Source organism: Cellulomonas sp. JH27-2 (assembly GCF_014837175.1).
GTDB lineage: Bacteria > Actinomycetota > Actinomycetes > Actinomycetales > Cellulomonadaceae > Cellulomonas.
This window is the reverse complement of the sequence record NZ_JACYFR010000005.1, coordinates 315,082-328,355: the sequence shown is the minus strand read 5'-3', so window position 1 is coordinate 328,355 and position 13,274 is coordinate 315,082. Positions and strand designations below refer to the sequence as shown.

Annotated in this window: 10 protein-coding genes; 3 read left to right on the top strand and 7 right to left on the bottom strand. The window is 70.8% G+C overall.

Annotated elements, in window-relative coordinates; translation table 11 throughout:
- Positions 1-4: 4 nt before the first annotated feature.
- The 6 genes from IC607_RS15910 to IC607_RS15885 all read right to left on the bottom strand — a co-directional run bounded on the left by IC607_RS15910 (position 5) and on the right by IC607_RS15885 (position 8,610).
- A complete protein-coding gene (locus IC607_RS15910; protein WP_191788378.1) occupies positions 5-793 on the bottom strand; it encodes a polysaccharide pyruvyl transferase family protein in 789 nt (262 codons plus the stop codon).
- The gene (locus IC607_RS15905) at positions 786-1,700 is read right to left on the bottom strand and encodes a hypothetical protein (RefSeq protein ID WP_191788377.1); all 915 of its coding nucleotides are present in this window, start codon (positions 1,698-1,700) and stop codon (positions 786-788) included. Before IC607_RS15905 ends, IC607_RS15910 begins: the two co-directional genes overlap by 8 nt.
- A 118-nt stretch (positions 1,701-1,818) precedes the next feature.
- On the bottom strand, positions 1,819-3,111 hold the full coding sequence (locus IC607_RS15900; RefSeq protein WP_191788376.1) for a glycosyltransferase family 2 protein: 1,293 nt from the start codon (positions 3,109-3,111) through the stop codon (positions 1,819-1,821).
- A 153-nt stretch (positions 3,112-3,264) separates the two neighbouring features.
- Entirely contained in the window at positions 3,265-6,672 is a 3,408-nt protein-coding gene (locus tag IC607_RS15895) for a CDP-glycerol glycerophosphotransferase family protein (RefSeq protein WP_191788375.1), read from the bottom strand.
- Between the two features lie 53 nt (positions 6,673-6,725).
- Complete coding sequence (locus IC607_RS15890; RefSeq protein ID WP_191788374.1) at positions 6,726-7,583, bottom strand: ABC transporter ATP-binding protein; 858 nt, start codon at positions 7,581-7,583, stop codon at positions 6,726-6,728.
- A 1-nt stretch (position 7,584) separates the two neighbouring features.
- Positions 7,585-8,610: an ABC transporter permease gene (locus tag IC607_RS15885; RefSeq protein ID WP_370526312.1), complete on the bottom strand. Its 1,026-nt coding sequence runs from the start codon at positions 8,608-8,610 to the stop codon at positions 7,585-7,587.
- A 178-nt stretch (positions 8,611-8,788) separates the two neighbouring features.
- On the opposite strand from IC607_RS15885, the gene IC607_RS15880 reads away from it, so the two are divergent.
- The 3 genes from IC607_RS15880 to IC607_RS15870 are packed head-to-tail and all read left to right on the top strand — an operon-like array spanning position 8,789 to position 11,947.
- Entirely contained in the window at positions 8,789-9,478 is a 690-nt protein-coding gene (locus IC607_RS15880) for a 2-C-methyl-D-erythritol 4-phosphate cytidylyltransferase (protein ID WP_191788373.1), read from the top strand.
- On the top strand, positions 9,471-10,190 hold the full coding sequence (locus tag IC607_RS15875) for an SDR family NAD(P)-dependent oxidoreductase (protein WP_191788372.1): 720 nt from the start codon (positions 9,471-9,473) through the stop codon (positions 10,188-10,190). Before IC607_RS15880 ends, IC607_RS15875 begins: the two co-directional genes overlap by 8 nt.
- Entirely contained in the window at positions 10,187-11,947 is a 1,761-nt protein-coding gene (locus IC607_RS15870; RefSeq protein ID WP_191788371.1) for a CDP-glycerol glycerophosphotransferase family protein, read from the top strand. The genes IC607_RS15875 and IC607_RS15870 overlap by 4 nt, the downstream gene beginning before the upstream one ends.
- 46 nt (positions 11,948-11,993) lie before the next feature.
- Here the strand turns inward: IC607_RS15870 and IC607_RS15865 are convergent, their stop codons facing one another.
- Positions 11,994-13,244 carry a CDP-glycerol glycerophosphotransferase family protein gene (locus IC607_RS15865; protein WP_191788370.1) on the bottom strand — a complete coding sequence of 417 codons (1,251 nt, stop codon included), beginning with the start codon at positions 13,242-13,244 and terminating at the stop codon, positions 11,994-11,996.
- Between the last annotated feature and the right edge of the window lie 30 nt (positions 13,245-13,274).

Below are 13,274 nucleotides of genomic sequence, written 5' to 3'. Positions count from 1 at the left end.
CGGGTCAGGGCAGAACCGAGCGCAGGCCGTCGAGCACGTCGTCAAGTCCCTGGGGTGCGTCGAAGCGTCGGGTGACCAGCTCGCCGAGTTGTGCTGCGTCCAGGTCGGCCAAGACCTCGGGCGACAGCACGAGCCGATCGCGTTCCGCGGCGAAGACCGAGTAGTAGTCGTCGAACTTGTAGTCGCCACCGGCAAGTCGGCCGTGCAGCACCAGCCGCGCGTTGGGCACGCCGAGCGCGTCCGCGAAGATCAGCCCGTGCAGCGATGACGAGACGACGGCGTCGCAGGCAGCGATCTCCCGCGCCACCTCCTCCGGCGTCCAGGCGACGTCGATGACGCGCACGCCGCTCTGCTTGGCGATCTGAGCCACCCACGGATGCGTGACGTCCGTGTAGTGCGGGATCACGCCGAGCCGGTGGCGCTTGCGGACCTTGCCGTCCACGAGCACACCGGCAAGGAGTCCGGGGTCCCCCAGTCGCAGCGACGCCCGCACCTCGGCGGTGAAGGCTGCCGCGGTGCTGGTCCCTCGCACCGCGCGAGGCGCCACGTCGAGCTCGCTGTACTGCTGCGGTTCGATGAAACCTGCCCCCCACACGATCGGCAGGGACGCACGTCGCCGTGCCAGCACGATCTGGAGCACGGACCCGGCGGCGACGACGTCGGCCTTGTCCATCGGTGTCCACACGACGCGGCGTCCCGTGAGCCGCTCGAGGAGCGGCGCCGACACCTCGTCGCCGAAGTTCAGGTCGTACGGGTGCTGCCAGCGCCACCACCACAGCCGGATGTCACTCATGGTCCACGCCTTCCTGCCGGACGACGAGCAGCGCGCCCACGAGCTGCTCGACGCGGAACCCGTCGAACGAAGCCACCGGTGCCGACTCGGGCACCACGACGGGTCGCAGGACGCCGTCCACCGCCACCGACAGTGCGACCTGGACCGGTTCGGTGCTTCCGGGGGGCGGCACGGGAAGGCGCACGGCGGTCAGCTCCGCGCCGGCGTCGCGGTAGGGAAGCCGATGGCGAGCGGCACGGCTGCCCGCCGGGGACAGCTGAGCGTACGCGCGCAGGTTCGGGCGCGAGATCCCCGTGACGACGGCTTCCGGTCGACCGTCGTCGTCGGCACGGACCTCGACGACAGCGATGTCCGGGACACCGCTCGCACGACTGATCAGGAGACCGTCGCTCGCACCCTCGAACTCGACGATCAGGGCGCCACCACCGACGGGCGCTCCGTCGCGCGGCATGCCCCGCGTCAGGCTCGTCCCGAGACGCGACCAGGCTCCTTCGCGACCTGCCCACGTCGGCGCCACCAGGACCTCCCACGGACCTGCTCCCGCCAGAGCGCGCGCGCCGATGCGGAACCCGGCCGAGACGGCCACGCAGCCGTCCTCCGTGACCGGCCCGACGGGCTTGACCTTCACCGTGGTGCGGCGGCCGCTCCCGCGCTCCACGAGTGCGACGTGAAAGCCGTCGGGCGTCACCCGGTAGTCGGAGGAGCCGACCCACGCCCGGAGGTCGACGCGCTCGTCGCGCGCCGCGAGGCCGGTCAGCTTGTGCCGCGTCGTCGGCAGCACACCGCTCATGGCCGGCTTCGCCGGCGGCGCGAGCTGCTCACCCGCCGCACGCAACACGGTGCCGGTACGGCGACGCAGGCCCGCGTAGAGGCGACCGGCGGACCGGCGGGTGGGACGGCTACTCATCTCGTGACGAACTTCCTTGACGGGAGCCGACGAGCAACGATCGCCGAGCCGTGATGGGGACGGGAGGGGTCGAGGACGACCCGGTGAGACATCGTGCCACAGCGGTCCGGTGGACGCGTCAGCGCGCCGAGGGGTCGACGGTAATCAGCTGTTCCAGGACCGCGCGGAACGCCTCGGCAGCCTCGACGGGGTCCGGCACAGCACGTCGGCCCGCCTGGACCTCTCGCACCAGGTAACGTCGACGACCGATCACGTCGAGGCCGAGCCGCGAGACGACGTCGTTCGCCGGGTCGGTCCGCGCGACCAGGCACACGGCCCACCGGTCACCCGCACCCGGGATCAGGTCCAGCCCGAGTCGCTCACCGGACGCGAGCTGGGCGTCGACCACGCCGACGGTGTCCCGCCACACCCACGCGCGCGTCGTCAGCCCGGGCCACGACGGCTCCAGGTCACGCATGATGTCTTCCATCACGCTGAGCAGGTCGGCGCTCCGCGCACCCGACACCGAGGCGACCGACCTCGTCTCGACCACCAGGCCGCCGTCCGGGCCTTCGACCACCGTGCGGTACTCCGAGCTCTCCATGGTGGTGAACCGGCTCGCACGCTCACGCGCCGGGTTCGACCAGTTGCTGATCGTCGAGCCGTCCGCGCTCTGCCGGTACGCGTCCTGGTGCTCGTCGGGGTACCAGTCGAGGTGTCGCGCGTCGTAGGGGAAGTAGAGCCGTGCCCCCTTGCGGAGCCGACGGTACGGCTCGCCCGCTCGGTAGACCGCCAGGGTCGTGTCGATCGGGGCTGCCTGGTAGGCGAACGGCCGACCAGCCACGGTGGACAGCTGCGGCTCACGCGACCAGAACCTGCCGATGTGGCGGTTCATCATCGCGGAGTACAGCGGATACGTGGTCGGCACGTCGTCGATGCGCAGCATCGGACCGACGCAGTCGAGCTCCGGGCGATCGGCGAGCACCTGCAGGTACGTCTCCAACGTGCGCTCGGAGCTGTCAGCGATCGAGACGTCGCAGTCGGAGACCGCGTAGGGCGACGCCGGCCGGTCACGGAACACGGCCTGGACCGACTCGTCCACCAGGTTGAGGTCCTCCGGGGACGAGATCGCTGCGCGGCGGAAGACGACGACGCCCTCGCGCTCCAGCTCGGCCAGGACACGTACGGTCTCGGGGTCCTCGCTACCGTTGTCGTGCACGAACACGTCGACGGGAACCGTCTGGCGCCGGTAGCCCTCCACGACCTTGCGGAGCATCGGGCCCCGGTTGAACGAGATCAGCACCACGGGCAGCTGCCAGCCCGGGTCGCCCAGTCCAGCGACGGGCGGCGCCGCGGACGTGTCCTTCGCCGGTGCGTTCCCGGCCGCCTTCGGGGTCTCGTGACGCCGACGACCCACGAGGTCGCGCTTCACCGCTCCCGCAAACCTCCGCAGTCGCCTCATCACCGGCACCCATCTCCTCACACGTACGACGTCGAGTCCACGCGGCGACGCTTCGCGGCACCACGACCAGCCAGCTTGCTCCTCACGGTGCGGCCGCTCGCCCGCCCGTCGACCGCCCGCACACTACGTCGTCCGTTCGCCAGGAGGCTTCCCGACGCCGTGCGCCTCGCCCAGGTCCCGCAGGCGTTCCACGACCCTGGCCGAGCTCTTGTCGTCCTCGTGGTCGAAGAACAGGCGGCGCTTGAGCGCGTAGGTCGGGTCGGTGCCGGGCGTCAGCAGCCCGTCGAGCGCCGCGGCGAGCTCGTCGAACGTCTCGCAGACCGGACCGGGGAACGCGAGGTCGAGATCGTAGAACAGCCCACGCTCCATGAGGTACGCCTGCAGGTCGTACGCGAAGCTCACCATCGGCTTGCCGGTGAGCATGTAGTCGATGAAGGCGCTCGAGTAGTCGGTGATGAGCGCGGACGACACCCGGTAGAGCACCTCGACGTTCGGGAACGTGTCGTCCGACAGCTCGACGACCGGCAGGCCCGCGAGCTGCTGGCTGTACAGGTGGGAGCTGTCTGCCATGTGCTCACGGATCCCGAGCACGCAGTTCTCCCGCTCGAGCCACGCCGCGAGCCGCGCGACCTCGTCGGGCTCGAAGCGGTAATAGCCGTCCGACTGCGCGTTGCGGAAGGTCGGCATGAAGAGCACCAGGCGACGATCGCCGACCAGCTCACGCAGGCGCTCGAGCTCAGCTCGGAAGTCGTCCGGCAGGTCGCGCTCGTCACGCAGGATGAAGTCGTTGCGCGGCAGACCCGTGTTCCAGACCTGGTGCACCGTCAACGGGTAGAACGCGGCCGTCATCGCCAGCGAGTCGACCTTCGACGAGCTGATGACGGCGCGATACCTGGAATGGTCCTCGGCCGCACGGTCCAGCACGCCCAGGAAGTCCGACGAGGCGTACCCGATGCGCTTGAGCGGGATGCCGTGCCACACCTGGATCAGGTTGTGCAGCTCGGACGAGACGGGGTACACGAGGTTCCGGCTCGTGCTGTGCTTGATGAAGATGGTGCCCGCGCGCATGAGTCGGTGCTGGCCCTCGGGGCTGTGCAGCGGCAGCACCTCGACGTCGACGCCGTCGACCGAGACGTCGAGGTCTCGGGTCAGGACGACCTTCTTGATCGACGGGTCGTTCTTCACCGCTTCGAAGATGGCCCGTTCGTTCCCCGAGAAGCGGTGCGTGAACGCGCAGACCGGGAACACCCACCAGCTCGTGTGCTTCGGGCTCAGGACGTCGGCCGCCGCGAACTCGTCCTTGGTCAGCAGGTGGTCGGGGACCGGCGCGTCGACGATCCCCTCCTCGGTCCCGACGGCGAGAGTACGGCGCAGCTTGTCGGCGTCCGTGACGCGACGCAGGTTCCGCTCGAACATGTCGACGTCCGCCGTCGGCGCCTTCTCCAGGACACGCGACTTCCAGGTGCCCAGCCGCGGCACGTCGTAGTGGTTCTCGGCCAGCAGGTAGCGCTTGAGCAGCGGGAAGCCTTCGTCGAGCAGGCGGAAGTACCACTCGCTGTAGATCGGGTGGAACGGGTACAGCTTCGAGACGAACGTGTCGAGCTGGTGCCCGTGGTGGATCAGCCAGCGCGTCAGGCCCACTTCATACGTCTTGACGATCGTCCGCTTGCTCGTCTGCCGCGTGACGGCCCCGATGTACCGGCGGAACTCGATGTCACGGATGACGGGCTGGCGGTAAGCGACGAAGTACGAGCCGAGGTGGAAGTCGTAGGTGTAGTCACGCTCGAACGCGTCCACCAGCGACGTGCGCACGGCGTCCACCGCGATCGGCTCGCGGAACTGGTTGACCGCGATGCTGCGGGTCTGCGCCATGCCCTTGGTGGCCTGCAGGGCCCACCAGTCGGCTCGGCGGCCACTCATCTCGGCGAAGACCTCGTCGAGCGGACGCACCAGGTAGCAGCTGTCGTTGACGAACAGCAGCTCGTCGTACGTCTCGATCGTCTCCCACCCGACGGCGTCGACGAGGCGCGCGTAGGAGCCGAAGTCGTACTCGCCGTGGCGCTGCGCCCAGGCGCCCTGGGTGACGCCGCTCAGCTTTGCGAGCTCCTCGGGCGCCATGTCGGAGTCGGCCCAGTAGTAGACGTCGGCGTGCTTCGCGAGCTCGGTGAGGTAGGCGACGACGTAGTCGTCGACGATCCCCTGCGCGTCGTAGGCCGCGAACATGCAGACGCGCCGCACGTTGCCCGGGTCCTCGAGGGCGTGCCCCGTCCCCAGGGACCGCGACGGGCTCCGCGAGGGGCGCGTGCTGAGGCCGGCACGTCTGCCGTGCTTCTCGTAGTGCGCCAACGGGCTCACACCGTCGTCGACGAGGCCCATGTGCTTCGACCAGTACCACCAGGTGTCGAAGTCCGACGACGGGTTGCGGAACTCGCGCCAGCCGAACTCGCCGTAGTGCGCCAGGCCGATCCCGCGCACCGCCGGGTTGTTGCGCCGGTAGTAGTCCGTGTCGAACATCGCGGAGGGGTTCAGGCCCGCGGCGGCACCGGTCGTCACGTAGTGCTCGATCGGGTCGACGCCGGCGGGAAGGTCCGGGCACTGGCTGCGGTAGTACTCCGGGTCGAACATGCCGCCCTCGGAGATCGCCTCGACCGGCGTACGTCGACGGAGGCTGACCTGCCCGTCGGCCGTCGCGAACCATCGCCGGGACCAGCCCGGAGCCACGTCGTCCGGGACCCGGATGCCTACGCCGAGCCGACGGCGGACCCGCGTGGCCCCGACCACGTCGTCGCTGCCGATGTAGAGGTCGACGACCTCGGACCCGAACCCCGTGAGGTGCTCGATCGCGACGACCGCCTCGACGTCGGCGCCGACGGTCCCGAGCTCGACCACGACCTCCTTCTTCGTCGCCGCACCCACCAGCACCAGGTACGGACCCGGCCCCGCGGGCACGTCGCGCAGGGTCAGCACCGCCGTCGTGCCGATCTCCAGGCCGACGAGGCGGGGACGCGCCGCGGTGCCCCCGGGCAGGGCGGGCACCTCGATGCTCACGTTGCCCTTGCGGGTCGCGTACCACCGACCGCCCGCCGCACCTGGCGCCTGCACCCCCAGGGACCCCTCCGCCGCCGACACGCGTCGCCAACCGTTCGGCGCGTCGCCCAGCACGGGCTCGACCCACAGGTCGACGACCTCGCCACCGAACGGAGCCAGCACCGAGTCCGGGAGCTGTGCCGTGGCGGTCCCGTCCGCAAGCATCATGGGGACGAAGCGGACGTCGTGGGTCTCCCGACCCGCGAGGGCCATCGCGATGCTTCGGAACGTGTCGTCGGCAACGGCGACGGTGACGTCCCATCCCGAACCCGTGCGATCGACACCCAGCACCGACCAGTCGCGCCGCAGGCCGGTCACAGCGACCTCCCCGGTCTCCGGGGCGGCCTCGGCGAGCCGTGCTCCGCCAGGCCCGCCGCTGCGGAGCCGGGACTTGATCGGAGCAGGCGTCAGCCGCGCCGCCAGGCCGCGGACAGTCTTCTTCATCTTCGGTCTCTCCCGGTGGTGCCGTGGTGCAGGGGCGGGCGACGGCGGCCCGTTCAGCGCGAAGCGCCGTCCTGCGCCTTCACGAATGCCTTGTATGCCGCGCACACCTCCGCGGCGGGCCCGTCCATCACCAGCTTGCCCTGGTGGATCCACAGCGTCCGCGAGCAGATCGACTCGATGGTCGCGAGCGAGTGGCTGACCAGGAAGACCGTGGCCGCCTGGTCCCGGATCGCGTCGATGCGGTCCTTGCTCTTCTTGCGGAACGCGGCGTCACCGGTGGCGAGCGCCTCGTCGATCATGAGGACGTCGGGCACGGCCGCCGCGCTGATCGCGAAGCGCAGGCGGGCACCCATGCCCGAGGAGTACGCGCTCATCGGCAGGTACACGGCGTCGCCGATGCCGGAGAACTCGACGATGTCGTCGAACTTCTCGCGGACCTCCTCGGGTGACAGGCCCAGCGCGAGCCCGCCGATCATGACGTTGCGCTCGCCCGTCAGCGAACCCATGAGCACGGCGTTGACCCCCAGCAGCGACGGGTCTCCCGAGACGTACACCGCTCCCTGGGTGGGCGGGATCAGGCCCGCGATGGCGCGCATGAGCGTGCTCTTGCCGGAGCCGTTGATGCCGACGATGCCGATCGACTCGCCGTGCCGCGCGACGAACGAGATGCCCTTGACGGCCTCGACGGACGTGACGCCGCCGACGTGCGTGCGACCACGCCCGAGGAGGCGCTTGAGCAGGCTCGGCGGGGCACCCACACCAGCGCCGACCCGCTTGCCGCCGAACACCCGGTAGGTGATGTACAGGTCGTCGACGACGAGGGAAGGAGCGCCGAGCGGCCGCGCGTCGGCGGCGAGCGGTGACAGGTCGTCGGCGTCGACCTCGAAGTCGATCTCTTCAGGGATGCTCATGTCAGTCCCGACCGTAGCGCTCTTCGCCGCGCCAGAAGATCCAGAACCCGACGACCAGGAACAGGATCGCCCAGCCGAGCGCGACGAACCACATGGTCAGGTCGAGCGGAGCGGCGACGGGGTCGTTGAGGACCGCCTGGCGGCCGATGTCGAGGAATGCGGCGATCGGCTGGTAGCTGAGCACACCCGCGAGCGCCTCGTGGTCCTTCAGGTAGTGGTCGACGCTGAAGAGCACGCCGGATGCGTAGAACACGAACCGGAGCGCGAAGGGGATGACGTTGCCGAGGTCCGGGGTGATCGCGACCCACCGCGCGACCATGAAGGCGCACCCGGTGTTGAACACCCACATGAGCGCGACGGCGACCGGCAGCAGGAGCAGGCGCCAGGTGAAGGGCACCTCGCCCTGGCTGGGGATGAAACCGGACGCCCACGAGATGAGCACCATGACCACCAGGGCGGGCCCCAGCGTCGTCAGCTCGGTGATGGTCGTCGAGATGGGCAGCACCGCGCGCGGGAAGTGCACGGACCGCACCAGGCTCATGTTGCTCTTCAGCGAGTTCGCCCCGGTGCTCACGGACGAGTCGAAGAACCGGTACAGAAAGACTCCGGTCACGATGAACGCGATGCCGTTCTCCGTGCCACGGGTCGTCTTGATCAGGAGCCCGAAGATGAACACGTAGACGAGCGAGTTCAGCAGCGGGTTGAGGATCGACCACAGCTGGCCCAGGTACGAGCCCTGGTTGCGCGCGTAGGCCTTCGCCTGGCCGAGCGTGCGGATGAATGCACGCCGCGCCCACAGCGACCGGACGTAGTCCGTCAGCGGCGGCCGCACGCCCATCTGGCGCAGGCCTGACGCCTGCGCCACGGCGCGCATCTCGTCGCTCGACGCGAAGGGGCCCAACGCGTCGGGCAGCTCGCCGTCGACCGGCTGAGGGCGTGAAGGCCGTGTCGGGATCGCGATCGACTCGTCCTGCGGTCCCGAGGACGCCGGCGTCACGAGTCCTGCGGACTGCGTCGGAGCGGGCACGTGGCGTGGGGCCAATCTGTCGGGAACCGGGCGGCGGCCCGGGGCTCGTCGCGACGACGAGGGTCCGGACCGATGCCCCATACTAGACGCCGGGCAGCCCCGCGACGTCGCGGAACGTCCCGTCCCGGCCGGGCGACCGGCCGTCGTGACCCGACTCACGTCCGCGAGAGGACTCTCGATGTACTCGTTGCTGCTGCTCAACGGCGGCGTGGGCACTCGGGCCGGCGCCGGCCAGCCCAAGCAGCTCGTCAAGGTGAACGGTCTGCCGATCCTGGTGTACTCGCTGGTCGCGGCCGACGCGGTCGACGACATCACGCAGATCGTCCTGAACTACCCCGACGGGTGGCGCCAGCAGATCGAGGCCATCGTGTCCGACTACGCGATCCGTACGCCTGTCACGTACGTGCGGGCCGGGGCGAGCCGGCACGAGTCCGTCCGGGCGATGCTGGACGTCGCCACCGAGCAGGACGTCGTCATCCACGAGACGGCGCGTCCGCTGGTCTCGTCCGACGACTTCCGCTCGCTGGTCGCCTCCGAGCACCGGAATGTCTCGCTCATGCTCGAGATCCCGTTCACGGTGGCGCCGGTGGACCCCGACGAGCGCCGCGTGACGGGTTACCTCGAGCGGTCGACGCTGCGCAACGTCCAGCTCCCGCAGAAGTTCTCGATCGCAGACCTGCGCGACGCGCACGCGTTCGCCGAGCGCGAGGATCGTCTGTTCACCGAGGACGCGACGCTGGTCGCCGTCGCCGGGCACGACGTGCGCTTCGTGGCGGGCAGCGACCGCAACATCAAGGTGACCACCCCCACCGACATCAAGCTCGCCACGTACCTGCTCACCGGCGGAGACGAGAACTGGAATGACTAAGACGCTGCTCGTCACGGGCGCCTCGCGCGGCATCGGCCTGGAGACGGTCCGCCGCTTCCTGCAGGAGACCAGCCCGGACAAGGGGACGGTCAGCCGCATCGTCCTGGTCGCGCGCGACTCGCAGGACTACTCGGACGCCCTGGCAGAGCTGGAGGCGAACAACCCGCGGGAGATCGAGCTCTTCACCTACCGCGCCGACGTCGGCGACCGGGACGGCCTGCTCGAGCTCATCGACTGCATCGTCGAGGAGGTCGGGAACGTCGACTTCCTCGTCAACAACGCCGGCTACACCAACCCGGTGGCGCTGCAGCAGGTCGACTTCGCCGACTTCGAGCGCACGATGTCCGTCAACCTGTATGCACCGTTCACGCTGGTCCAGGAGCTCCTGCGTCGCGGCAACCACTTCGACCTCATCGTGAACATCGCGTCGACCGCCGGCATCACGGGCCGCTCGGGCTGGCTGACGTACTCGGCGTCGAAGGCCGCGCTCATCAACATGAGCGAGGTGATGCGCGAGGAGCTCGCGATCTACGGGACGCGCGTGGTGTGCATCTCCCCCGGCCGCACCGCGACCGCCCTGCGCAGGGTGCTGGCACCGACCGAGGACCCGACGACGATCATGCAGCCCGGCGACGTCGCCGCGGTGATCGAGATGCTCGCGTCGCCGGTCGGCAAGTTCGTCGACTCGGCCAACCTCGTCGTTCGCCGGTGAGCGCACTGCTGGGCCGTCTCCGGCTGCGCCTGCGGTCCGGCTCGGCGGCGAAGGCCGTCGCGACCGGCGCACTGAACACCCTCGCCGTCCTCGCGGTCTGCGCCGCGGCGCTGGACGCGGTCGGCTGGGCGCTCACGCTCGGCGGCGTCGTCCTGGCAGCGAACGCGCTCGGGCTGCGCCGGCGACCCCGCGCACTGCGCCACCTCGGTGCGTGGGGTGCCGCGCGCACCGTCACCGCCGTCGCCGCGGTCGTGCTCGTCGCCGGCTCGGACGCGCCGCGCTGGTCGGTGTTCACCGCCGCGGCCCTCGCGGCACTGGTCGCGACGGAACCGTCCGGTGCTCGTCTGTGGCGGGCGTCGAGCAGGCCCGTCATGAACCTGCCCGGGTTCGACCTGCGCCGCCCGTACGCCCGCTCCGGCGGCCTCGTGGTCCTCGCCTCGGTGGTGCTGGTCGCGCTCACCGCGCTCGGTGCGGTCGCGACGTGGCTCGCCGTCGTCGCTGCCGTCGGGACGCTCGTCGACGCCGCCGTCGTGCTCGGCTGGACCTTGCAGGCGGCCCGCGACCGCGGCCGCCTGGACGACGAGGTCCGAGCCGCCCTGGAGGCGTACGCACCGCGGTTCATGGTCTACCTGTCGGGTCCCGGCGGCACGCAGTACCAGCTCCGCACGTGGCTCGAGCACCTCGCGGCCGTGGACCGCCGCTGGGTGATCGTCGTGCGTGAGTCGCCGCTCGCGCTCGCCGTCGCCGAGCTCACCGACGTCCCCGTGATCGCCGCCCGCACGCTCGCCGAGCTCGATGGGGTCCAGCTCGACTCCCTGCGGGTCGCGATCTACGTGAACAACGGCGCCAAGAACGGCCACAACGTCCGCTACCGCGATCTCACGCACGTCCAGCTCCTGCACGGCGACAGCGACAAGCCGTCCAGCTACAACCCCGTCACGGCGATGTTCGACGAGATCTTCGTCGCGGGTCAGGCGGGGGTCGACCGGTACGAGCAGCACGGGGTGTCCATCCCGGCGCACAAGTTCCGGATCGTCGGGCGCCCGCAGGTGCAGCACATCGCCCGGGCGACGACGGACCGGCGCGAGCACGTCCTGTACGCGCCCACATGGACCGGGTTCCACGCGGACAACAACTTCGGCTCCCTCGCGCACGGCACGCTGCTCGTGTCGGAGCTGCTCGCGGCCGGGTGGACGGTGACGTTCCGCCCGCACCCGTTCTCGATGGGCGACGCCGCGTCCCGCGGGCACATCGCCGACATCCACGCGCTGCTCGAGGCCGATCGCGCGGCCAGCGGCCGCAACCACCTCTACGGCGCCGCGGCGTCCGAGCTGGACCTGGACGAGACGTTCAACTCCTCCGACGCCCTGGTGGCGGACGTCTCCTCCGTGCCGGCCGACTACCTGTTCAGCGAGAAGCCGTTCGTCCTGGCCCGCGTCGGGCAGGACGACGACGCCACCTTCCTGGCCGACTTCCCCCTGGCGCGCGCCGCCTACGTGGCGCACGCGGCCGACGCCGGCGAGGTCCGCGACGCGATCGCGCGGTTGCGGACCGACGACATGGCCGCCACCCGTGCCGACCTGCGCCGCTACTACCTGGGCGACTTCCCCGTCGAGGGGTACGGCCAGGTCTTCGTCGACGCGGTGCGCGCGCTCGTCGACGCCCCGCGCACCGCGGGGCAGCAGGCGACCGACGACGACGAGCTCGACGCGAGCGAGCTCGAGACGGACGAGCTCGACGCCGGCGCGACGGACTGAACCGGACCGCCCGGACCCACCCGGACGCACCCGGGCGCTGCGACGATCAGAGCGTGAAGGCGTCCGTCGCTCGGCCGTCGACGCGAACGGGCGCGGGGTCGACGCCGGCGACGACCTGGTCGCACGCGGCCAGGAAGTGGCTCAGTGCGGCACCGGGCGTGGTGTCACCCAGGTAGTAACGGGCCATCGCGACCCGGTCGGCGGCCAGCTCGTCACGCTCCACCTCCTGCCGCACGATGCTCGCGGCCCGCGCGGCGTCGTCGGGCCCCAGCCTTCGTACGGCCTTGGCGAGCGGCGTGCGCAGCGCCGTCGGGTCCTGACCGGGCGGCTCGGTCAGCACCAGGGGACGCCCCGTCGCGAGCCAGTCGACCGCGACCGCCGAGACGTCGCAGACGAGCACGTCGGCGGCGGCGAAGTCGTCGGCGATGGCCGCGCCGGTGGAGACCCGGTGCCCGGCTGCGGTGACGATCTCCCGCACCGCCGCGTCGGCCTCGCCGTAGTCAGGGCGTCGCACGCCCGTGAGCGGGTGCGGCCGGTAGACCAGTCGCAGGCCGGCATCGGCGACCACGGCGCGCACGAGCGCAGGGCCGAGGTCGAGCAGCGACCCGTACGCGGCCGACCGCTGCGCCCCCTCCCACGTCGGCGCGTACAGGACGGTCAGCGGCTCTCCCGGCCTGCGCTCGCGGGGCGCGGCGGACGCCTGCGGGCGCCCGACGACGACGCACCGCGCGGCCGCGTCGAAGTGCTGCAGGTGGATGCTCAACCGGTCGACCGCGGCCTGGCCGGCGACGAACGTGAAGTCGTAGGCCTTGGCCTGGTTGGAGACCGAGACGACCTTGTCGCTGTCGCCGTGCAGCAACGACACGTGGGTGACGTCGCCGAAGCGCAGCAGCCCGAAGTTCTGGGCGTGGTGGTTGACGTACAGCACCAGCCGCACCTGGCTGCCGGTGAGCAGGTCGTCGAAGGTGGCGTAGCGCGAGACCGTCGCGACCCGCAGCCGCGTGAGCGTGCGGATGCGCGCGGCCGACCGCGAGTCCGCCGTCAGGACGACCACCGGGTGGGCGGCGTGCAGGGCCTCGAGCGCGGGCAGCCACTGCTCGAGCTGGTAGACGCTCTCCGGGGTGCTGCCGAAGTAGACGACGACGCGTTCGGTCAGCGACCCGGCAGCCACGAGCGAGGCGTCGTCGCCGCGGGCGTCGGGCACGCCGGCCGGCAGCAGCCCGAAACGTTGGATCAGCCGTCCGCCGACCCGTCGAGCCCGGCGACGCAGCGAGTCCCTGCGCACGTATGTCGTCATTGCCATCCCGTCCCGCGTTCTGGCCGGGAG

What these genes read in the sequence shown, in the direction of transcription:
- IC607_RS15910 (WP_191788378.1), bottom strand. Translation starts at nt 793, where the DNA reads ATGAGTGACATCCGGCTGTGGTGGTGGCGCTGGCAGCACCCGTACGAC.
- IC607_RS15905 (WP_191788377.1), bottom strand. Translation starts at nt 1,700, where the DNA reads ATGAGTAGCCGTCCCACCCGCCGGTCCGCCGGTCGCCTCTACGCGGGC.
- IC607_RS15895 (WP_191788375.1), bottom strand. Translation starts at nt 6,672, where the DNA reads ATGAAGAAGACTGTCCGCGGCCTGGCGGCGCGGCTGACGCCTGCTCCG.
- IC607_RS15890 (WP_191788374.1), bottom strand. Translation starts at nt 7,583, where the DNA reads ATGAGCATCCCTGAAGAGATCGACTTCGAGGTCGACGCCGACGACCTG.
- IC607_RS15880 (WP_191788373.1), top strand. Translation starts at nt 8,789, where the DNA reads ATGTACTCGTTGCTGCTGCTCAACGGCGGCGTGGGCACTCGGGCCGGC.
- IC607_RS15875 (WP_191788372.1), top strand. Translation starts at nt 9,471, where the DNA reads ATGACTAAGACGCTGCTCGTCACGGGCGCCTCGCGCGGCATCGGCCTG.
- IC607_RS15865 (WP_191788370.1), bottom strand. Translation starts at nt 13,244, where the DNA reads ATGACGACATACGTGCGCAGGGACTCGCTGCGTCGCCGGGCTCGACGG.